A 19,666-nucleotide genomic window follows, 5' to 3' on the forward strand; every position below is an offset into this window, starting at 1 on the left:
TCGGCGCGGGCGGATCATCAGCCTTCCGCGGAGTCCTCGCCGCGCCGGGGCGGGAACCCGGCGCGATCCGCGGCGCGGCGCCGGGGCGGGAAGCCGGCGAGGTCCTCGGCCCGACGCCCGGGCGGGAAGCCGGCGCGGCTCGTGGTGCGCGCCCGGGGCGGAAATCCGGTGGAGCCGTCCCGCGCGACGGGGAACCGGGGACGGCTCGCGGCGGGCGCGTCGGACGGGAAGCCCGTCCGGGCGACGGTACGGACCCGGAAGGGGACGGTCTCCCCGGCGGAGTGGTCCTCCAGCTCCTCGGCCTCGGGCTCGATCGTGGCGTAGACCGGCTCGGGCTGCTTGCTCAGGGAGCGTGACGGCCACCAGGTGAACCGGCCGAGCAGATTGATGATGGCCGGCAGGGCCACGATCCTGATGATCGTGGCGTCGATCAGGATCGCCGCGGTCAGCCCCACGCCCACCTGCTTGAGCTCGATGAAGCTCATCGAGGCGAAGAGCGAGAAGACCAGCACCATCACGATGGCCGCGCTGGTGACGACCCCGGCCGTCCTGGTGATGCCCTCGCTCACCGCGTCCCTGGTCGACATGCCCGACGCGGCCAGCTCGCGGATCCGGCTGACGACGAAGACGTGGTAGTCCATCGACAGGCCGAGCAGGACCACGAACAGCAGCGCCGGCACCCAGGCCACGACGTGCCCGGTGGACTCGAACCCCAGCAGGTTCTCGGCCCAGGAGTTCTGGAAGACCCAGGCCAGCAGGCCGAAGGAGGCCGCGGCCGACAGGCCGTTCAGCACCATCGTGACGATCGCGACCACGATCGACTTGAACGCCACCGCCATCATGACGATCGTCAGCAGCAACGCGAAGCCGATCACCCACGGCAGCTTGTGCGACAGGTTGCCCGTGTAGTCGGCGTTGGCGGCCACATCGCCGCCGACGGCGTGCTTCTCGCCCGTGACGCCCCTGAGCGCGTCGGGCACGTACGTCGTCCGCAGCTTGGTCAGCGAGTCCTTGGCCTGCTTGGAGTCGGTGCCGTACGGCGTCGCCACGGAGACCACGCTGATCCGGTTGTCCGGGGAGGTGCGCACGTCAGCCTGCTGGCCGCGGGCGAACAGCGGGTCACCGCTGGTGCGGGTGACCAGGTCGTCCAGCGCCTGCCGCACCTTCGGCGCCTGCCCGGCGGGAGCCTCGACGGCGACGACGTGCGCGTTGCCCTCGCTGGGGAACGCCTTGACCAGCCGGTCGTAGCCCCGCATCGCGGGAATGGAGCGCGGGAAGTCGTCGATGGCGGTGCTCTTGATGCTCAGGTCGAGGGCGGGGATGGCCAGCGCGACCAGGATGCCGGCGGCGGCCAGGAAAGCCGGCAGCGGGAACCGCAGTGCGGGCCGGAGCAGCGCGCTCCACAGCTTGGGCCGGCCGCCCCGGTTGGTGATCCGCCACACCAGCGGCACCCGCGGCCGCTCCAGCAGGTTGCCCAGCTTGGCCAGCAGCGCGGGCAGGATGGTCAGCGAGGCCAGCATGGCCACCGCGACCACCAGGATGGCACCGGTCGCCATCGCGGAGAACACCAGGTCGCCGGAGAGGTACAGGCCGGCCATCGACACCACGACCGCGATGCCCGACACCACGACCGAGTGGCCGGAGGTGTCCGCGGCGATCTCCACCGCGTCGATCTTGCTCTTGCCCCGCGCCCGCTCCTCGCGTTCGCGCTTGAGGTAGAACAGCGAGTAGTCGACGCCGACCGCCATGCCCATCAGCACGATGACATGCGAGACCATGCCGGGGTCCGGCACGAGCTGGGAGGCCAGTCCCCACAGGCCCAGGCCGGCGGCGACCGCCGACAGCGCCAGCAGCACCGGCACGCCCGCGGCGACGATCGCGCCGAACGCCACGAGCATGATGACCAGGGTCAGCGGGACGCTGAAGCCGGTGGCCTTGTTCAGGTCGTTGTCCAGCATCTCGCCGAAGCCACGCTGGATGGTGGCGTCGCCCACGAGCTCCACGCGCAACGCCGGATAGCCGCTCTGCACCTTGGCGACCTCGTTCATCAGCGGCTCGACCCGCTCGTCCGCGGTGTCGATGTCGCCACGCATGGTCGTCCGCACCAGTACGGCCGAGCCGTCACGAGCGGGTATCGGCTCGCCGACCTTGTCCACCCCCGGCAACCGGTCGAGCCGCGCGGCGGCGTCCTCCGCCGCCTTCAGCGCGACCTTCTTGTCCAGGGTTCCCGTGTTCGGCTTGGCCGTGACCAGCACGTTCTCGGTCGCTGGGTCGGCCAGGCCGCCTTGCTCCACCATGTGCGCGGCACGGCCGGCCTCGCCGACCGTCAGCTCCGCGTCGGTGGCCATCCTGGTGCCTGTCCCGCCCAGCAGGAACGCGGCGGCCACGAAAGCCAGCCACAGGCCGATCGCCAGCCAGGGGTGGACCGCGCTCCAACGGGCGATCCGGGTGATCACCGATCTCTTGCCTTTCACGTCCAAGCTCCTCCCATTTCGGTGCGATGCCTTCGATAATGGGAGGGTCGGCCGCCGTACACAGGAGTCGCTGCACCCCAACCGAAGGTGGTATCTGCACCACTGCAATCCGCCCCGTCCGATGCCGATGATGGAGCCATGACTCACATGATCAGTTGGCTGCGCCTGATGGGTCAGGCGTTCACGCTCACCGGCTTGGCCGTCGCCACGGCGGTGGTGCTCCACGTGATCGCGTTCAGCGTGATCTTCATCCCGGTCTGGATCGGGATCCCGATGTTCGTCGCCTCGGTCCTGTGGCTGCGCGCGCTGGCCAACGAGCACCGGCGCGTGGCCGGCCGGTTGCTGCGCGAGGAGATTCCCGCGCCGTACGCCCCGCTGCCCGACCGCCCGACCGCCCGGCTGACGACGGTGCTCGGCGACCCGGCCACCTGGCGTGACTTCGGCTGGGTGCTGGCCAACTCCTTCGCCGGCGTGGCGCTGCTGGCGGTGCCGGTCGGCGCGTTCCTGGCCGGCGTCTGGTACCTGCTCTATCCGCTGCTGTTCGCGCTGGCCCCGGCCGGCTCGATCAGCGGGCACCTGTTCTTCGAGACCAACACCCAGCTCGCCTCGTTCGTGACGCTGCCGATCGGGGTGGCCTGCATGGCCCTGTCCCGGTGGCTCGCGCCCCGCGTGCTCGGCACGTACGGCAGGCTCACCAGAAACCTGCTGGCCCCCAGCGAGCGCTCCCAGCTCCAGGCCCGCGTGCAGCAGCTCACCGTGTCCCGGGCCGACAGCAACGACCTGCAGGCCACCGAGTTGCGCAGGATCGAGCGCGACCTGCACGACGGCGCGCAGGCGCGGCTGGTCGCCATGGGCATGACGCTGGGCGCGGCCGACAAGCTGGTCGAGCAGAACCCGGCCGCGGCGCGGGCGCTGCTCAACGAGGCGCGGGACGCCTCCGCCAGGGCGCTCAACGAGATCCGCGACCTGGTCCGGGGCATCCACCCGCCGGTGCTGGCCGACCGCGGGCTCGGCGACGCCGTCCGCGCGCTGGTGCTCGACACCAGGTTCCGCGCCGAGGTCAGCGTCGAGCTGTCGCACCGGCTGCCCGCTCCCGTCGAGTCCGCCGCCTACTTCGCCGTCTCCGAGGCGGTGGCCAACGCCGCCAAGCACTCGGGCGCGCAGCGCATCTGGATCGACATCAGCCACGCGGGCGGCCGGCTGCGGATCGTCGTCACCGACGACGGCACCGGCGGCGCCGACCTGTCGGCCGGGTCCGGGTTGCGCGGCATCGAGCGGCGGCTGGGCGCGTTCGACGGAGTGCTCGCCCTCAACAGCCCGCCCGGCGGCCCCACCATGGTGACGATGGAGATTCCATGCGCGTTGTCCTCGCAGAAGATCAGTTCCTCCTGAGAGACGGCCTGTCGAGGCTGCTCCAGGCGCACGAGTTCGAGGTGGTCGCCGCCGTCGACAACGCCGGCGACCTCCTCAAGGCACTCACAAGTCAGCAACCGGACGTGGCGGTGGTCGACATCAGACTGCCGCCCACCTTCACCGACGAGGGCCTGCAGGCCGCCCTGCAGGCCCGTCGTGATGTCCAGGGCCAGCCGGTGCTGCTGCTGTCCCAGTACGTCGAGCAGCTCTACGCCAGGGAACTGCTGGCCGACGGCGCCGGCGGGGTCGGCTACCTCCTCAAGGACCGGGTCTTCAACAGCGACCAGTTCATCGACGCCCTGCGCCAGGTCGCCAGGGGCGGGACGGTCATGGACCCCGAGGTGATCTCCAAACTGCTCGCCCGCAGCTCCGAGAACGAGCCGATGACCAGGCTGACGCCACGCGAGCGCGAGGTGCTCGGGCTCATGGCGGAGGGCCGCTCGAACGCCGCCGTCGCCGGCAGCCTGTTCATCACGGAGAAGGCGGTGGCCAAGCACATCAACAGCATCTTCGCCAAGCTCGACCTGCCGCCGTCCGGTGACGACCACCGCAGGGTCCTGGCCGTGCTGGCCTATCTCAACGGGTGATCCCGCCAGACCACGAGGAAGGGCCGGGCGCCGTCCACCGCGACGGCCGCCGCGAACCCCTCGGGCGCGTGCAGATCGGTCACGCGCAGGGCGCCACCGCCGCCGGGCTTCACCACCACCCGCGTGCCGCCCCCGCCGGCGATGGGCGCGGCCAGCCCCTGGAACAGGGTCCCGCCGAGGGCCTTGACGCACGCCTCCTTGCGCGTCCACAGCCGCGCGAACGCGTCCGGGGGCCGCTCGGCCCCGCGCACCAGGGCGTACTCGCCGGGGGTGAAGAACCTGTGGGCGAGCCTGACGACGTCCATGTCGTGGCGTACCCGCTCGACGTCGACGCCGACGTCACGGGTGGCGCTGACCGCGAGCAGCGCCACGTCGCCCGAATGCGACAGATTGAACCGCGGCCCGTCGCCGGCCAGCTCGGGCTTGCCGTGCCGGCCGCGCCGCAGCCGGACCGCGCCGGGCTCGACGCCGAGGTAGGAGGCGAGCGTGCGGCGCAGCCGCGACCTGGCCGCCACGTAACGGGCCCGCGCCCGCGGATCCCTGGTACGCAGCGCCCGCGCCCGCTCGTCGGGCGCCAGCTCCTCCCAGGCGGCCCTGCCAGGCCCTCTCCACGCCGAATCCCCCTCACGGACCTCCGCGAGGGGGATCGGCCAGAGGTGGACCTCGTCGTCAGGTGACACGGGCGGCGGATCCGATCCTGCCGGAGTGCAGGCCGCGGAAGACGTTGAGCTTCTGCATGGTGCCCGTGCCCTCCATGAACTCCAACCCTCTGGCATCCCTGACGTACTTGTCCAGCAGCGGATGCTCCAGGCGTGCCGCGGGCCCGAAGAAGGCCAGGCAGCCGAGTGTGACGTCCTCGGCCAGGCGGCACGCGCGTGCCTTGGCGGCCGAGGCCAGGTAGCCGCCGCCCGCGGGGTCGGCGTCGACGGCGGCGGCGGCGCGGTGCACGAGCCGCCGTACGGCCGCGATCTGCGCGCCGAGCGCGGCCAGGCGCTCCGCCTCGGCCGCGGTCAGGGCCGCACGGTGCCGGGTCACGTAGGCGTGGGCGGCGCGCGCCACGCCGACGCCGATCGCGGCCACGCCGGGCCGCAGGGCGTTGAACATCTGCACGCCGCTCCACAGGCCGCGCCTGCTCGGCGGCAGGTGCCGCCCGAGCACGTGCTCGGGCGGCACCGGCACGCGGTCCAGGGTGACCGCGCAGACCTGCGCGGCGCGCAGCCCGATGGTCGGGATCGGCTCGGCGGCGAACCCGGGCGCGCCGGTGTCCACCAGGACGGCGGTCACCCCGAGCGGCCCCGGGCCGGTCCGGGCGAAGACCACGCCCATCCGGGCGCGTGCGGCGTTGCCGATGTACCGTTTGGTCCCGCTCAGCAGCAGCGTGCCGTCGCCGCCGGGCGTCAGCGAGGTGCCGAGGGCGGCGGCGTCGGAGCCGTGCTCCGGCTCGGTCAGCGCGAGAAAGGTCCAGGTCGGGCGCTCCAGGATGCGGCCGTAGTACCAGGTCCGCTGGGCTTCGTCGCCGAGCGCGGCCACCAGCGCGCCGGACAGCGAAGGGCCGGGGGCGGCCAGCAGCGCGCCCGCGTCCACGGCGGCGAACTCCTCGATGGCCACGGTCCGCTCCAGCGCCGACGTGCCGTGGAAGCCGTACGGCCCGGCCGTGACCGGGTCCACCTGATGGCCGGGCGGCACCATGCAGGTCGCCAGGTACGCCAGGGCGGGCAGGTGGGTCATCCGGTGGATGACACCTGGGTCGCGGTCGAGCTCCAGGACATGGGCGTGCAGGCCGGCCGCCCACTCGCGGGTCAGCGCGCGCAGGGCGCGCAACCGGTCGTCCAGGTGCGCGTCGTCGTCGTTCATGGGTGGGCACTCCCGGCGTAGACGTCGGCCAGCAGCTCCGACACGTGCGCGGGCCAGCCGCTGCCCTCGCGGGTGAATCCGGAGGCGCCGAGCAGCCGCAGCAGGGCGCGGTCGGCGCGGGTGATCTGGGTGTGCAGGCGGCTCAGCGCCGGGGCGCCGGCGTCCCGGTCGGCCAGCGCGGCCTCGATCTCCAGGTGCTCGATCACGACCTCGGCGAGTTCGCCCTTGACGAGTTGCTGGAGAAGCAGCGTGGTGTCGCCGGCCTTCCTGCGGCGCAGGTAGCCGGTGCAGGCGCCGAGCAGCCGTTCGGACAGCCCGAGCCGCAGCCAGGCCAGGCCGTGCGCCCAGGCGGTGACCGGGGTGATGACGGGCAGGGCGACCGGCGCGGTGATCCGCGCGGGGGCGTCGCGGACCGGTGGGTGCCGCAGGATCGTCAGGTGCTCGCCCTCGACCTCGAGCTCGCCGATCACGACCTCCCCGGCGCGGTCGCGGTCGGCCGGCACGCCGCCGAGCCACACCAGGCGCGCCCCGCGGGCGACCGGCGCGGGCACGATGGCGTGCCCGCCGGGGCCGCAGGGCAGCGCCTCTCCCGCGACGCCGGTGGTCAGCAGGGTCAGCGCGGGGCCCAGTCCGTGCTCTCTGGCGGCTTCGCGTACCTCACTCATGGGTCACCTCGCAGACGGACAGGATGCCGAGGTCGGGCTCGTAGTCGGCGGCGAGGACGCGGGCCGGGACCGCGGGTGCCCGGCACGCGGCGGCGAGCGCGGCCCAGATCCCGGTGCACGGCCGCCCGCCCTCCGGCGTGATCACCCTGGCGCCGTCCGGCCGGAGCCCGGCCAGGCCGGGCCCGGGGATCAGCGTCACGTCACCCGGCGGGCCGCCCCACTCCGCTTCCAGGCGTGTACGCGCCTCCGCGGGCGCGATCCCGCTCATCTGCCGCACCGTCACACCGTCCGCCCGCGTGCCTTCCGTGGCCTCCACGACCAGCGCGACCGCGGCGTCTCCCGCCGGTGCGAGCCGCGGCGGGACCTGGGTGTCGTACGGCATCAGCGTCTGCTCCATCGCCAGCACCAGCCCGGTGCGGCAGCCGGCGGTGGCCATCTGGTCCGCGACGAGCCTGAGCGCGGTGAACGGAGCCGCCAGCCCCTGGGCGCTGACCGCGAAGGCGAGCGGCGCGCCCGGCACGATGTGCGCCAGGCGGCAGCCCGCCGACTCGCGGGGGTCGGCGTCAGGGGTGGCGTGCGCGATGACCGCCACGTCCACGGGCTCTTCGAGCCCCAGGTCGTCGAGCAGTTCCTCGGCCATGCGGGTGAAGGTGTTCGGCTGCTGGAGAAGGTCGCCGCGGTAGGGCACGCCGTACATGCCGGAAAGGTCGGCGTAGTACCTGACGACCGTCGCGGCGGCGATCGGCCGGTCCGCCCGCGGCGGCGGGCCGAACACCCGGCTCGCCGCACCCGCGAGGCGGAGTGCGGCGGCAGGCGGCGCCGTGGAGGGCGGGAGCACGTGACGCATCGTCACGCCTGGGTCGCCAGGAACTCGGCGAGCGTGCCGACGCTCTCGAAGTGGTCATGCTCCAGGCTGTCGGTGTCGATCTCCAGACCGAGCCGGTCCTCCAGCTCCATGAGCACTTCCAGCACGGCGGTGGAGTCGAGGCCGAGGTCGTCGAAGAGCCTGGTGCCCGCGTCGAGGGTGCCGGGCTCGCGGTTCAGCACCTGTGCGAGCACGTCGGAGACGCTGCTTACGACCTGGGTCGTGTCGGTCATCTTTCCTCCTAAGGGATGGTTTGTGCGATTTCGTGGAGGTGCTGCCCGCGCAGCAGGTCCTCGGTGCTGGAGCGGTCCCTGATGAGGTGGTGGGCGCCCTGGTGGACGAGCACCTCGGCGGGCATGCCGTGGCTCAGGAAGAACACGGGCGAGGCGGTCGGGCCGTAGGCGCCCGAGCGCAGCACGCCGATCAGGTCGCCCGGCCGCACGTCCGGCAGCGGCACCTTCTTGCCCAGCGTGTCGTTGGGCGTGCAGAGCGGGCCGGTCACGGTCCAGCTTCCCGTGCCGGGGCCGGCGGCGCGGTTGAGCAGCCGCATGGGGAAGTTCCGCTTGACGAAGGAGCCGATGCCCACGGCCGCCATGTGGTGGTTGGTGCCGCCGTCGGCGATCGCGAAGTTCTCGCCCAGCGACGTCTTGACGTAGCGGACGGAGACGACGTACACGCCGCACGGAGCGGTCAGGTAGCGGCCCAGCTCCATGGCGAGCCGGGTGTGCGGGTGCCGGGCGGCGAAGTCGTCGATCAGCGGGTTGAGCAGGCCGGTGAGGACGCCCGGGTCGGGGTCGCGCTCGCCGTCGAAGTAGGCGACGCCGAGCCCGCCGCCGACGTCCACCAGTTCGAGCGGGAAGCCGAGGCGGTCGGAGAGCCGCTCGGCCAGCTCGAAGATCCGCCGGGTGTTCTCGGCGACGACCTCCTCGCCGAGGATGCGGGTCCCCATGTAGGCGTGCACGCCGGCCAGCCGTACCCGGTCCGGCAGCGGGAACGGCTCGCGTAGCTGCTCCTCGTCGATGCCGAACTGGCGGGGCTTGCCGCCCATGGTGAGCCCCGGGCCCTTGACGGCGAAGCCGGGGTTGACCCGCAGCACCACCCGGGCGACGACGCCCAGCTCCGCGGCCAGCTCGCCGATGAGCCGCAGCTCGCCGAACGACTCGCAGACGACGGCGTGAATGCCGTGCGCCAGGCACGCGGCCAGCTCGGCACGGCTCTTGCCCGGGCCGAGGAAGATGATGTCGCCGGGTGCCACGCCCGCGTTCAGCGCGGTGACCAGCTCGGCCATGGACGACACCTCGGCCCTGGCGCCGGCCGAGCGCAACAGCGCGCAGATCGAGATGTTGGGGTTGGCCTTGAGCGAGTAGAAGATCTCCATCCGGGGATGCAGTCCGTCCCGCAGGCCCCTGTACTGGCGGACGAGCGCGTCGCCGTCGTACACGAACGTGGGCGTGCCGTACTCCGCGGCGATCGCGGCGTAGTCGATGTCGAGTTCCGGGTCGAGTTCCGGGTCGAGTTCCGGGTCGAGTTCCGGGTCGAGTTCCGGGTCGAGTTCCGGGTCGAGTTCCGGGTCGAGTTCCGGGTCGAGTTCCGGGTCGAGTTCCGGGTCGAGTTCCGGGTCGAGGTCAGGCACCGAAGACTCCCTTCAGCCGCTCGGCGACGGCGTGGTCAAGCGCCTCCATCCGCTCCTGCGTGCCGGCCACGACCAGCCCGTAGAGGCGGCCGTCGAAGCCGTCACGCGTCCGCGTGGCGCCGGCGTTGACGGTGGCGTTGACGGTGGCGTTGACGGTGGCGTGGTTGTTCACCAGGAACCCGGCTCCCGCCGCCGGGTCGAAGAGCAGGTCGCCGAGCCCGGCGCGCAGGGCGTCGAACGGCAGGGGAGCGGCCAGCCGCAGCGGGTAGTGCCTGGCCAGCGCGACCGTGCCGGCGCCGACGAACCGCTCCTGGAGCTGCGCCTGATACGTGGACATGTTGTTGCGCGCGTTGATCTCGATGACGGGCTGGATCCGGCCGTCCGGCTCGACCAGCGCGTCCACGCCGGCCACGCCGAAGTAGCCGTCGGCGTGCAGCCGCCGGCCCAGCCGCTGCGCGGCCTCCTCCAGCTCGGCGACCTGGCCCGGAGTCAGCCTGGCCGGGATCCGGTGCCCCTTGTGCACCCCGCCCTCGGTGATGGCCTCCTTGACGAAGTCGAAGCGCACCCCGCCGTCGCGCGCGATCGTGAACTGGTAGTTGAGGTCGGCCCGCTTGGCCACCCACTCCTCCACCACGACGCCCACCCGGTCGTCGCCCGCCCGCTCCGCCCGCCGGCCGATCATGCGGACGAGCTGGTCCAGGCGGCGCTGATCGTCGATCACCACGATGCCCTTGCCCGACACGCCGAAGGCGTCCTTGACCACGACCGTCCCGCCCGCGGCCAGCAGCCCCGACGCCCACGTGGCCGCCCGCGTGAGCTCCGGCAGGCGCGCGCAGGCCCAGCCGGCCGACTGGCGCAGCCCCTCCGCCTCGGCCACGGCCCGGCTGTAGAGCTTGCTGTTGACGGCCTTGCACACGCTGGCGGAGGGGGCCGCGAGCGGCAGCCCGGTCTCCTCGGCCAGCCGCTGCTCCAGCCCCGAGACGCCGTGCGGCGCCAGGTGGAAGCCGCGGGCGGCGAGCTCCCCGAGCTCGCGCCGCAGGCCCTCGTCGGCCAGCGCGTCCTCGGTGACCGTACGCCCGGGATCCTGCGCGCCCGCCACGCAGATCCGCGGCAGGGGCAGGCCGAGCCCATCGAGGTAGGCCAGGAAGCCCGGGTCGGGCGCCTGCTTGAGCACGACGGCGTCGCCGGCGCCCGCGAGCGTGAGGGCGAACTCCTCCATCCTGTTGACGATCGCGGCGCCGCCGGAGAAGGAGACCCTGGGCAGCCCCGGCTCGCCGTGCGCCCACTTGTCCTCGACCTCGAAGTTGCCGAGGAGGACCAGCGGCACGTCGGGCGTGCCGAACAGCGCCAGCTTCAGCCTGGCGTTCGCATTCAGCGTGCGGACATCCACGGGATTCACCTCGGCTAGTGCTCGAAGACCATGGCCGAGAACGTCGCGCCGAGCCCGACCGAGACCATCAGGTAGCGGTCCCCTGGCTGGAGCAGGCCGCGTTCGCGGGCCGTCTGGTAGTTGATGAACGGGTCGGCGGAAAAGCAGTGGCCGGTGACGGCGACGTTGTCCAGGAAGATCCGCTCGGGCGGCAGGCCGGCGCCCCTGGCGGCGCGCGTCCAGGAGACCTTGTTGACGTTGTGCGGCAGCACCAGGGCGAGATCGCCGAGCGAGATGCCCGCCGTCCGCACGGCGGCGGCCATGACCTCGGTCAGCGCCCGCTGGTACACGCGGTGGAACCCGGCGGCCAGCTCGGGCGTGAGCAGCATGCCCGTGGCGAAGCTGCCGTCGGTGCGGGTGGCGTAGCCGAGCAGCCTGTCGCGCCCGCCTCCCGCGCGGACCAGGATCGCGGCGACCCCCTCGCCCATGATCGTGACGTCGGGGATGAGCTGCGCCGCCGGGGTGAACGCGCGCTCTCCCGTGAGCACCAGCGCCAGCGCCTCCGGGTCCCCGTCGGTCGCCAGCATCCTGCCCGCCAGGTCCACGGCGAGCAGTCCCGACGCGCAGGTGTGCTGGGTCAGCGTGTACGGCAACGCGTGCCCGAGCCCGAGCTCGTCGCGCACCTCGGCCAGCGGATTGATCGGGTACGGCGCCGAGGTCAGCACCGTGCGGGCCTGCAGCACGTACCGGACCAGGTGCTCCCGGCCGCGCAGCGCCTCCAGCTTCCCCGCGGCGGCCACCAGCAGCTCCGCCTCGCTCATGTCACCGGCGCGGCAGACCTCGGCCAGCCCGTAGAAGCGGCGGAACCGCCACAGCTCGCCGTCGCTGAGGCCGAGCTCCTGCCGCAGGTCGCCCACGGGAACCCCGGGAGGCAGGTAGCTCGACACGGCTTCCAGAGCGGTCATCAGCGGGTCCTGTCGGCACGGTAGGCGCGCAGGCTCAACGGCACCGCGACGGCCATGACGAGACAGAGCGTGAGGACGACGACCAGCCCGGGATGCCGCCCCGGGAAGGTGGAGGAGGTGATGGCCGCGTTGCCCCACAGCTCGCGGCAGGTGGTGGCGATGGCGCTGACCGGGTTCCACTCCGCGATCGGGCGCAGCCAGGCGGGCAGGCCCTGGATCGACAGGAACGCGTTCGACAGGAACGACAGCCCGACCATGACGATGGCGCTCATCGACTCGATGGCCTCGATGTTGCGCATCGTCAGCCCGATGACCACGCCGACCCAGATCATGGCGTAGAAGAAGGCCAGCAGCAGGGCGAAAGCGCCGAGCGCCGGCAGCACGCCGTCGTGGAAACGCCAGCCCATGGCGGCGCCGACGGCGGTCAGCACCGTCAGGCAGATCATGCCGAGCATCAGGTCGGACAGCGTGTGCCCGGTCAGCACGGTCAGGCGGGAGATCGGCAGCGAGCGGAACCTGTCGATCAGGCCGCCGCGTACGTCGAGCGCCACGCCGATGGCGGTGGGGCCGATGAGCGTGAGGCCCGCCTGGGCGGCGATGCCCGCCATGATGTACTCCTCGTACACGCCGCTGCCCGGCACCACGATGGAGCTCTTGAAGACGTAGCCGACCGCGATCAGCATGATCAGCGGGTTGAGGATCATCGCGATGAGCTTGCCGGGCGCACGCGTGAGGTGCCTGACGTGCCTGGCGGCCAGCGCCCCCGTGTCGCTCAGGGCGAGAGCGAGCGTTCTCATCGCGACCCTCCTGTCAGCGTGAGGAAGACGTCGTCCAGGCTGGGACGGCGCAGCGCGAACTCGACCACCTCGATGCCCGCGTACCTGAGGGCGGTGGAGGCGGCGACGATCATGTCGAGCCCGTCGTCCACCCGCAGCGCGACGCTGTTGGAGTCCTCGTCCGCGGCGATCTGCCCGGTCGTGATCCGCGACAGCGCGGCGAACGCCTGCGGCATGACCTCGGGGTCCCTGAAGGAGATCTGCAGCCACTCCTGGCCGACCTTGCTCTTGAGCTCGTCGGGAGTGCCTTCGGCGATCACCCGCCCCTCGTCGATGACCGCGATCCGGTCGGCCAGGCGGTCGGCCTCCTCCAGGTACTGCGTGGTGAGGAGCACGGTCACGCCGATCGCGGCCAGCTCGCGCACGGTCGTCCAGAGGATCAGGCGGCTGGCCGGGTCGAGCCCCGAGGTGGGCTCGTCGAGGAACAGCACGGGCGGGTTGGTGATGACACAGGTCGCCAGGTCCAGCCGGCGGCGCATGCCCCCCGAGTAGGTACGCACCGGGCGGTCGGCCGCCTCCTCCAGCCCGAACCAGTTCAGCAGCTCCTCCGCCCGTTCCCTGGAATAGCGGCGGCCCAGGTGCAGCAGCGTGCCGAGCAGCACGAGGTTCTCCCTGCCCGTGAGCAGCTCGTCCACCGAGGCGTACTGTCCCGCCAGGCCGATGTGGCGACGCACGTCGCGGGCCTGGGTACGCACGTCGTACCCGGCGATCTCGGCCCGGCCCTCGTCGGCATGGGCGAGCGTGGCCAGGATGCGCACGGTGGTCGTCTTGCCCGCGCCGTTGGGGCCGAGCAGGCCGAGCACGCTGCCCTCGGGCGCCCACAAATCGACTCCGGCCAGCGCCGTGTGCTCCTTGTAGCGCTTGCGGAGCCCTTCGGCCAGGATCGTCACGGCCCCTCACCCACCAGGGCGGCGTGCTGGGTGGAGCTCATCGCACGGACCAGGGACAGCGGGCGCATGTCGGTCCAGGAGCGCTCGACGTACGCCAGCGCGTCCTCCCTGCCGCTGTCCTCCAGCACGGCACTCCAGCCGTCGGGGACCTCGGCGAAGCTGGGCCACAGGCAGTGCTGGCCCTCGTCGTTCACCAGAACGTGGAACGTGCCGTCCGCGTCGTCAAAGGGATTCGTCATCGTTGCCGCCTCTCACTTTCCTGCCAATGCGCCGGCGAGCACGTCCGGCCCGTACACGTCTTCCAGCCACTTGTCGTAATAGATCGTGTCGAGATACCGCTCACCCAGGTCGGGGGAGATGGCCACGGCGGTCGGGTCGCCGTCCCGCGCGTTGTCCTCCAGCCACGCGGCCGCGCCCGCGACCACGGTCCCCGTCGAGCCGCCGAGCAGGAACCCCCGCTCGGCGAGCCGGTGGCAGGCGCGAACCGTGTCCTCCTCGCTGACGTGCACGACGTCGTCGACGTACGTCACGTCGAGCAGCGGCGGGCGCACGCCCGTGCCGACCCCGGGGATCACGCGCGCCGCCGGGGCCCCGCCGAACGTGACGGAGCCGATCGCGTCGACGGCGACGATCGTCACCTCCGGGTGGTGCTCGCGGAAGTAGCGCGCGCAGCCCATCAGCGTGCCGGTGGTGCCCGCTCCGACGAACAGGACGTCCAGCGCGGGGAACGCGCGGGCGATCTCGGGGGCCGTGGAGGCGTGGTGGGCCGTCCAGTTGGCCTGGTTGGCGTACTGGTTCAGCCAGACGAAGCCCTCGTTGGCCGAGCACAGCCCGCGCACCTGGCGCAGCCGGGCGCCGAGCAGGCCGCCCACCTCGTCCGCGTGCGTGATGACCACGACCTGGGCGCCGAAGACCTCCATGAGCCGGCGGTTGGCCAGCGTGCACCGCGAGTCGGTCACGCAGACGAAGCGGTAGCCCCTGCTGGAGGCCACCATGCTGAGGGCGACCCCCATGTTGCCGGAGGAGGACTCCACCAGCGTCATGCCCGGCGTGATGAGCCCGTCGCGCTCGGCCTGGTCGATCATCCCCAGCGCGGCCTTCATCTTGATCGAGCCGGCGAAGTTGAACCCCTCGCACTTGAGGTAGAGCCGCCTGCCGAGGATGCCGGCGAGGTCGAGGTACAGGTCGTCGACGTTGAACTCGTGCGGCGCCGCGATCACCCGGGTCACGCGGGCCTCCGGTGCCGGTCGAGCTCGTGGAAGAACCCGTCCACGACCGCCAGCGCGCCGGCCCGCCGTACCTCGTCGTGGACGTGCTTGCCGACGGCGAGGTCCAGGATGCCGAGGCCGAAGGGCGAGAAGACCAGCGTGCGGCCGGCGGAGGGCCGCAGCCGTCCCGCCATGACGTCGTAGAGCGTGCCGTCCACGAAGGCGCGGTCTCCCGTGCGCTGCTCCGTGAGGTGGAGCGAGGTGCCGGCACGCAGGCAGTGGTCCACGTCGTCCACCACGTTGGCCGAGGCCAGGACGACCTCGGGCGCCAGGTCGCGCAGCGAGATGTGCAGCACCAGCGGGTGGTGCGCGAACCACGCGGGATCCGTGATGTGCGGCGCGGCCGCCACGGTGGCGAAGACGATCAGGTCGGACGAGCGGATCAGCTCCTCGGCGCTGTCATGCACGGTCACGTCGCCGTCGAGTCCCGCGGCGAACCGCTCGGCGTAGGAGCGGTCGAGGTCGTACACGCCGGTGCGGGCGAAGGACCAGCCCGTCGCGGCCAGGTGGCCGGCGATGTGGCGGGCGATCAGGCCGGTGCCGACGAAGCCGATCCTGGCCGCCGACCGGTCCGCGAGCGCGGGGCGGCCCTGCGACAGCAGGCCGGCGGCCAGCGCGGCGGAGGCGGCGGTACGGCACGCGCTGATGATGGAGGTCTCCAGGCAGGCGTACGGGTAGCCCGTGCCGGGGTCGTTGAGGATCAGGACGCCCGAGGCCCTGGGCAGGCCGCTGTCGATGTTGGCGGGGAAGCTGGAGATCCACTTCAGGCCGTCCACGCGGGCGTCCTCGTTCTCGCCGCCGATGGAGGCGGGGAGGGCGATGATGCGCGCCCGCGGCCGATCCGGAAATGTTAGGAAATATGAGGCCGGATTGGTGGTGGCGCCCTCGCCATGCGCGCGGTACGCCTGCCGAACCAAGTCGATGACGCGCTTCTCCTGGCCCCGCAGAACCTCGTCCACCTGGGCACCGGAGATCACCGAGAAGCCCGGCATGGAGCCTTGCTGAGACATGTGCAGCCCCTTCACTACGAAGCATTGAGTCAAGGCTGTGGCCTGCGGCTGACGTGCCGCTGACGGGCGGATGACGTGTGGCCCGTGTCAGCGGCCGGTCATCGTGCCATCAGCAGGGCCTCGCACGATGGGCCTCACCGCTGAGAAAGGCAACCGAATGGACTCCACCGTCACGATCACCCCGGCCGGGGCCGCGCCCGCACCGGCGGTGCCGGCGCAGGTCAGGGACGCCAGGGACCGCATCGCGCTGCTCTCGGACGACGGCTCCTTCCAGGAGTTCGGCAGCCGGGCGCGGCACCGTGCCACGGCGTTCGGCATGGAGCGCAAGCGTCCGGCGGGCGACGGCGTCGTCACCGGCACGGCCCACGTCGGCGGCCGCGCCGTCGGAGTGTTCGCCCAGGATCCCGCCACCTTGGGCGGATCGCTCGGCGAGACCCACGCCGCGAAGATCACCCGTGTGCTCGACCAGGCAGGGCGGGCCCGCATCCCGGTCGTCGGCCTGCTCGACTCCGGTGGCGCGCGTATCCAGGAGGGCGTCGCGGCCCTCGACGGGTACGGCGAGATCTTCCGCAGGAACGTCCGGCTGTCCGGCAGGGTCCCCCAGATCAGCGTCGTCCTCGGCGCGTGCGCGGGGGGAGCGGTGTACTCGCCCGCGCTCACCGACATCGTGATCATGAGCCAGGACGCGCACATGTTCCTCACCGGCCCCCGCGTCGTCCAGGCGGTCACCCACGAGCAGGTCGGCCCGGCCGAGCTGGGCGGCGCGCAGGTGCACGGGCGCGCCTCGGGCGTCGCCCACCTGGTCGCCGACGGCACCGCGCACGCGGTGGAGCTGGCCAAGCTGGTGCTGAACTACCTGCCGAGCTCGTGCTGGGAGCCGCCACCGGTGGCACCGCCCGCCGATCCCGGTCCGATGCCCGACGTCCCCGCCAACCCCCGGCACACCTTCGACGTACGGCCGGTCATCAAGGCGGTCGTGGACGGCGGCAGCTTCCTGGAGCTCCAGCCGAGGTTCGCCAGGAACATCGTCATCGGGTTCGGCCGGGTGGAAGGCCGTCCCGTCGGGGTCGTGGCCAACCAGCCGATCTCACGCGCCGGGACGCTCGACATCGACTCGTCGGAGAAGGCGGCACGTTTTGTCCGCATGTGCGACGCGTTCGGCCTGCCCCTGGTGACGCTGGTGGACACACCGGGCTTCCTGCCGGGCAGCGCGCAGGAGCGCGGGGGCGTGATCCGCAAGGGCGCGAAGCTGCTCTACGCCTACGCCGAGGCGAGCGTGCCGCGGGTCACGGTGGTGCTGCGCAAGGCTTTCGGCGGCGCGTACATCGTGATGAACTCCCGCTCGCTCGGCGCCGACGCGGTGTTCTCGTGGCCGGGCGCGGAGCTCGCGGTCATGGGCGCGGAAGGAGCTGTCGACGTGATCCACCGCCGCGAGCTGGCCGCCGATCCCACGCGCCGCGACGAGCTCATCGCCCGCTACCGGGCCGAGGCCATGGCGCCGGAGATCCCGTGCGAGCGGTTGTCGGTGGACGAGATCATCGCGCCGGGCGAGACCCGGGCGGCGGTGGCGGTGAGCCTGCGGAATCTGGCGGGCGTGCCGGCTCCGGAGTTCCGCCACGACAACCTGCCCCAATGACACAGCGCGCCCCGCGGGGCGGTCGCGAGACGCGCCGCGGGGATCACGACGCCGCTCACGACGCGATGGGCTGCGCCAGCACCGGGTCCTGGTTGAGGATGGCACGGTACATCGAGTGGAGCGCGTGCCCCGCCTCGACGCCGAGCTCGTTCGACAGCCACCGCCGGGCGGTGTGAAAGACCTCCAGCGCCTCCGTCTGCCTGCCCGACCGATACAGCGCCAGCATGAGCTGCTCGCTGAGCCGCTCGCGCTCGGGGTGCTGGGCGACGAGCCGCCGCAGTTCGGGCACGACCAGGCGCTCGCGCCCGCAGTTGATCTGCGCCGCGATCAGGTCCTCCTGCGCCGCGGCGCGCCGCTCCGACAGGCTGACGGCCGCCGCACGGCACCGCAGCCCCATCTCCGTGTCGAACAGCGCGGGCCCCCGCCACAGCGCCAGCGCCGCCCGCAACTCCTGAACCGCCAGGTCGGGCCGCCGGTCCACGAGCCCGGCACCGCGGTCGGCCTGCTCGGCGAACCGGTTGGCGTCCACGTCGTGCGGCGCGATGTCCAGGATGTAACCGTGATCGACCGTACGCACCAGCCGGCCGCCACCGGGCACCCACTCCTCCAACTGCTTGCGCAGTCTTAAGGCGTTCGCCTGCAGCGCGTTGCGCGCGTTGCCCAGCGACGACTCGGGCCACAGCTCGTCGGTCAGCTCGTCGAACAGGACCACCCGGCCGGGATGCAGGGCGAGCACGGCGAGCATGGTACGGACCTTCTTCGCCCTGATGAGGCGCAGCCGTCCCCCCGCCACGGTCCACACCGGCCCCAATATGCCGATCTCCATGTCGGCCACCATTCCTTCCCCCGTTGTACGATTCAAATCCCCGAGGCCAGCTCCCCCTGGCCCAGCCCCGACGGTAAGCGGGGCACGGCGCACGCCACAAGGTGCAACGCCCTAAGTCAGTGCATTAGGTATCGAAAGTTGTATTCTCCCCAATCGCTTTCAATGCGCTTGCATTCTCCTTGCTTTCAGCCCGGTTGCAGGCTCCTTGAAATGTGTAAATCCGCATTGACCCGGCGCCGCGGGGAAGGCCACCATGGTTTTGATCACACACGGGGGACCCCACTCTTGGGAGGGAGCCGTGGGAGTTCAAGGATCAACAGGGGAACATTTGGCCAGGCGGGTCGAGGCCGCACGGGGTGAGTTGCTGGATTCCTACCGCCAGGCCCTGGAAGCACAGGGGAGTCCGTTCACGCGCGATCCGATCGCGCTGCGCCAGGCCGTCGTCGACGGGGAATCGATACTCGCGGATCTGGCACTGAGTCTGGGAACGGACGAGACCGGTGTCAATGGCGAACGGAACATCGGGGCCGACGGGGGCCGCGACATTCATCCCGAGGAAACGCTGCAAGCGGCGACGACGTTGTTCGACACCGCCATCCAGGAGATCGCCAGGATGGTGCACGCCTATCCGGACTCGCTGCACCTGCTGACGCGGGCGGCGCGAGCGCTCAACGAGAGCCTCGTCGCCCACGTCACCGAAGCAGCCGACAGGCATCTCGGCCGCCTGCTCAACCTGGTGCACGCGGCACACACCAAGGAGCGGCGGGCCATCGCCAGGGAGCTGCATGATCGCATCGGACACGGGGTGAGCGTCACCAGCCAGCAACTCGAGCTCTACGACCTCGACCGGCACGAAACGCCGGTGAGGGCGGCCGCCAGGATCGAGAGGGCACAGGCGCTCATCGAGGAGACCCTGCGCGACCTCCGCACGCTGACCTCGGGCCTGCGGTTCGAGAACCTGCCGGAGGGGCTGGAGAAGGCGCTTTTCCACCTGCTGGAGACCGTACGGCATGAGGACGTGGACCTGGAGCTGTCGGTCAACGGCGACGAGACGTGGGCACCCGCCCACGTGCGTTCCGAGGTGTTCCTGATCCTCGGGGAGGCGCTGCGTAACGCGCTGAGGCACGCCGGCCCGGCATTCGTGGCGATCCGCGTCGACGTCGCGCCGCACGAGCTGCATGCCACGGTCGACGACGACGGGTGCGGCTTCGACGTCGAGCGCGTGCCCGCGCCGGGCGGCATCGGGCTGTCCACGATGGCCGAGCGGGCCGAGCTCCTGGCCGGTGTGCTCACCGTCGGCAGGACGCCCGGCGGCGGGACCCGCGTCAGGCTGAGGGTCCCACTGCCGGGGCAGTCGCCGTGAGACGTGACCACC

19 protein-coding genes are annotated in these 19,666 nt (G+C 72.0%); 4 read left to right on the forward strand and 15 right to left on the reverse strand.

Going from position 1 to position 19,666, the window contains the following annotated elements; all coding sequences use genetic code 11:
* Positions 1-17: 17 nt before the first annotated feature.
* Positions 18-2,474, reverse strand: coding sequence for an MMPL family transporter (locus ABGB18_RS24555; RefSeq protein WP_347697925.1), 2,457 nt, complete (start codon positions 2,472-2,474; stop codon positions 18-20).
* 138 nt (positions 2,475-2,612) lie between these two features.
* Here ABGB18_RS24555 and ABGB18_RS24560 point away from each other — a divergent pair, with 138 nt between their 5' ends.
* Entirely contained in the window at positions 2,613-3,866 is a 1,254-nt protein-coding gene (locus tag ABGB18_RS24560; RefSeq protein WP_347697926.1) for a sensor histidine kinase, read from the forward strand.
* Positions 3,830-4,474: a response regulator transcription factor gene (locus ABGB18_RS24565; protein WP_347697927.1), complete on the forward strand. Its 645-nt coding sequence runs from the start codon at positions 3,830-3,832 to the stop codon at positions 4,472-4,474. Before ABGB18_RS24560 ends, ABGB18_RS24565 begins: the two co-directional genes overlap by 37 nt.
* On the opposite strand, the gene ABGB18_RS24570 is transcribed toward ABGB18_RS24565, so the two are convergent.
* From ABGB18_RS24570 to sbnB, 13 genes are read right to left on the reverse strand one after another with little or no spacing between them, the layout of a single operon-like run.
* Positions 4,459-5,154, reverse strand: coding sequence for a 4'-phosphopantetheinyl transferase superfamily protein (locus tag ABGB18_RS24570; RefSeq protein ID WP_347697928.1), 696 nt, complete (start codon positions 5,152-5,154; stop codon positions 4,459-4,461). The genes ABGB18_RS24565 and ABGB18_RS24570 overlap by 16 nt on opposite strands.
* A complete protein-coding gene (locus tag ABGB18_RS24575) occupies positions 5,144-6,328 on the reverse strand; it encodes an acyl-CoA dehydrogenase family protein (RefSeq protein ID WP_347697929.1) in 1,185 nt (394 codons plus the stop codon). Before ABGB18_RS24575 ends, ABGB18_RS24570 begins: the two co-directional genes overlap by 11 nt.
* Positions 6,325-6,993: a hypothetical protein gene (locus ABGB18_RS24580; protein ID WP_347697930.1), complete on the reverse strand. Its 669-nt coding sequence runs from the start codon at positions 6,991-6,993 to the stop codon at positions 6,325-6,327. Before ABGB18_RS24580 ends, ABGB18_RS24575 begins: the two co-directional genes overlap by 4 nt.
* Positions 6,986-7,840, reverse strand: a complete 855-nt coding sequence (locus ABGB18_RS24585) for a hypothetical protein (protein ID WP_347697931.1) — start codon at positions 7,838-7,840, stop codon at positions 6,986-6,988. The genes ABGB18_RS24580 and ABGB18_RS24585 overlap by 8 nt, the downstream gene beginning before the upstream one ends.
* 2 nt (positions 7,841-7,842) lie before the next feature.
* Positions 7,843-8,091: an acyl carrier protein gene (locus ABGB18_RS24590; RefSeq protein WP_347697932.1), complete on the reverse strand. Its 249-nt coding sequence runs from the start codon at positions 8,089-8,091 to the stop codon at positions 7,843-7,845.
* An 8-nt stretch (positions 8,092-8,099) separates the two neighbouring features.
* Positions 8,100-9,491 (reverse strand): diaminopimelate decarboxylase, encoded by a 1,392-nt coding sequence (locus ABGB18_RS24595; protein WP_347697933.1) that lies wholly within the window; start codon positions 9,489-9,491, stop codon positions 8,100-8,102.
* Positions 9,484-10,881, reverse strand: coding sequence for an ATP-grasp domain-containing protein (locus ABGB18_RS24600; protein WP_347697934.1), 1,398 nt, complete (start codon positions 10,879-10,881; stop codon positions 9,484-9,486). The genes ABGB18_RS24595 and ABGB18_RS24600 overlap by 8 nt, the downstream gene beginning before the upstream one ends.
* A 14-nt stretch (positions 10,882-10,895) precedes the next feature.
* Positions 10,896-11,825 (reverse strand): 3-oxoacyl-[acyl-carrier-protein] synthase III C-terminal domain-containing protein, encoded by a 930-nt coding sequence (locus tag ABGB18_RS24605; protein ID WP_347697935.1) that lies wholly within the window; start codon positions 11,823-11,825, stop codon positions 10,896-10,898.
* Complete coding sequence (locus tag ABGB18_RS24610) at positions 11,825-12,622, reverse strand: ABC transporter permease (RefSeq protein WP_347697936.1); 798 nt, start codon at positions 12,620-12,622, stop codon at positions 11,825-11,827. The genes ABGB18_RS24605 and ABGB18_RS24610 overlap by 1 nt, the downstream gene beginning before the upstream one ends.
* A complete protein-coding gene (locus tag ABGB18_RS24615; RefSeq protein ID WP_347697937.1) occupies positions 12,619-13,551 on the reverse strand; it encodes an ATP-binding cassette domain-containing protein in 933 nt (310 codons plus the stop codon). The genes ABGB18_RS24610 and ABGB18_RS24615 overlap by 4 nt, the downstream gene beginning before the upstream one ends.
* Positions 13,548-13,790, reverse strand: a complete 243-nt coding sequence (locus ABGB18_RS24620; RefSeq protein WP_347697938.1) for an MbtH family protein — start codon at positions 13,788-13,790, stop codon at positions 13,548-13,550. Before ABGB18_RS24620 ends, ABGB18_RS24615 begins: the two co-directional genes overlap by 4 nt.
* 12 nt (positions 13,791-13,802) lie before the next feature.
* The gene (gene sbnA / locus ABGB18_RS24625) at positions 13,803-14,780 is read right to left on the reverse strand and encodes a 2,3-diaminopropionate biosynthesis protein SbnA (RefSeq protein ID WP_347697939.1); all 978 of its coding nucleotides are present in this window, start codon (positions 14,778-14,780) and stop codon (positions 13,803-13,805) included.
* Positions 14,777-15,829, reverse strand: coding sequence for a 2,3-diaminopropionate biosynthesis protein SbnB (gene sbnB, locus ABGB18_RS24630; RefSeq protein WP_347697940.1), 1,053 nt, complete (start codon positions 15,827-15,829; stop codon positions 14,777-14,779). Before sbnB ends, sbnA begins: the two co-directional genes overlap by 4 nt.
* A 157-nt stretch (positions 15,830-15,986) precedes the next feature.
* Here sbnB and ABGB18_RS24635 point away from each other — a divergent pair, with 157 nt between their 5' ends.
* Positions 15,987-17,465, forward strand: coding sequence for an acyl-CoA carboxylase subunit beta (locus tag ABGB18_RS24635; RefSeq protein WP_347697941.1), 1,479 nt, complete (start codon positions 15,987-15,989; stop codon positions 17,463-17,465).
* 55 nt (positions 17,466-17,520) lie between these two features.
* Here the strand turns inward: ABGB18_RS24635 and ABGB18_RS24640 are convergent, their stop codons facing one another.
* A complete protein-coding gene (locus tag ABGB18_RS24640; protein WP_347697942.1) occupies positions 17,521-18,291 on the reverse strand; it encodes an AfsR/SARP family transcriptional regulator in 771 nt (256 codons plus the stop codon).
* Between the two features lie 328 nt (positions 18,292-18,619).
* Between ABGB18_RS24640 and ABGB18_RS24645 the strand changes: the two genes are divergently transcribed.
* Entirely contained in the window at positions 18,620-19,654 is a 1,035-nt protein-coding gene (locus ABGB18_RS24645; protein WP_347697943.1) for a sensor histidine kinase, read from the forward strand.
* Positions 19,655-19,666 lie beyond the last annotated feature (12 nt).

It is taken from the genome of Nonomuraea sp. B12E4, from assembly GCF_039871825.1.
GTDB lineage: Bacteria > Actinomycetota > Actinomycetes > Streptosporangiales > Streptosporangiaceae > Nonomuraea.

Excerpts from the sequence above, each read along its gene's own strand:
- ABGB18_RS24560 (WP_347697926.1), top strand. The coding sequence starts at position 2,613 with ATGACTCACATGATCAGTTGGCTGCGCCTGATGGGTCAGGCGTTCACG.
- ABGB18_RS24565 (WP_347697927.1), top strand. The coding sequence starts at position 3,830 with ATGCGCGTTGTCCTCGCAGAAGATCAGTTCCTCCTGAGAGACGGCCTG.
- ABGB18_RS24575 (WP_347697929.1), bottom strand. The coding sequence starts at position 6,328 with ATGAACGACGACGACGCGCACCTGGACGACCGGTTGCGCGCCCTGCGC.
- ABGB18_RS24580 (WP_347697930.1), bottom strand. The coding sequence starts at position 6,993 with ATGAGTGAGGTACGCGAAGCCGCCAGAGAGCACGGACTGGGCCCCGCG.
- ABGB18_RS24585 (WP_347697931.1), bottom strand. The coding sequence starts at position 7,840 with ATGCGTCACGTGCTCCCGCCCTCCACGGCGCCGCCTGCCGCCGCACTC.
- ABGB18_RS24590 (WP_347697932.1), bottom strand. The coding sequence starts at position 8,091 with ATGACCGACACGACCCAGGTCGTAAGCAGCGTCTCCGACGTGCTCGCA.
- ABGB18_RS24605 (WP_347697935.1), bottom strand. The coding sequence starts at position 11,825 with ATGACCGCTCTGGAAGCCGTGTCGAGCTACCTGCCTCCCGGGGTTCCC.
- ABGB18_RS24610 (WP_347697936.1), bottom strand. The coding sequence starts at position 12,622 with ATGAGAACGCTCGCTCTCGCCCTGAGCGACACGGGGGCGCTGGCCGCC.
- ABGB18_RS24620 (WP_347697938.1), bottom strand. The coding sequence starts at position 13,790 with ATGACGAATCCCTTTGACGACGCGGACGGCACGTTCCACGTTCTGGTG.
- sbnB (WP_347697940.1), bottom strand. The coding sequence starts at position 15,829 with ATGTCTCAGCAAGGCTCCATGCCGGGCTTCTCGGTGATCTCCGGTGCC.
- ABGB18_RS24635 (WP_347697941.1), top strand. The coding sequence starts at position 15,987 with ATGGACTCCACCGTCACGATCACCCCGGCCGGGGCCGCGCCCGCACCG.
- ABGB18_RS24640 (WP_347697942.1), bottom strand. The coding sequence starts at position 18,291 with ATGGAGATCGGCATATTGGGGCCGGTGTGGACCGTGGCGGGGGGACGG.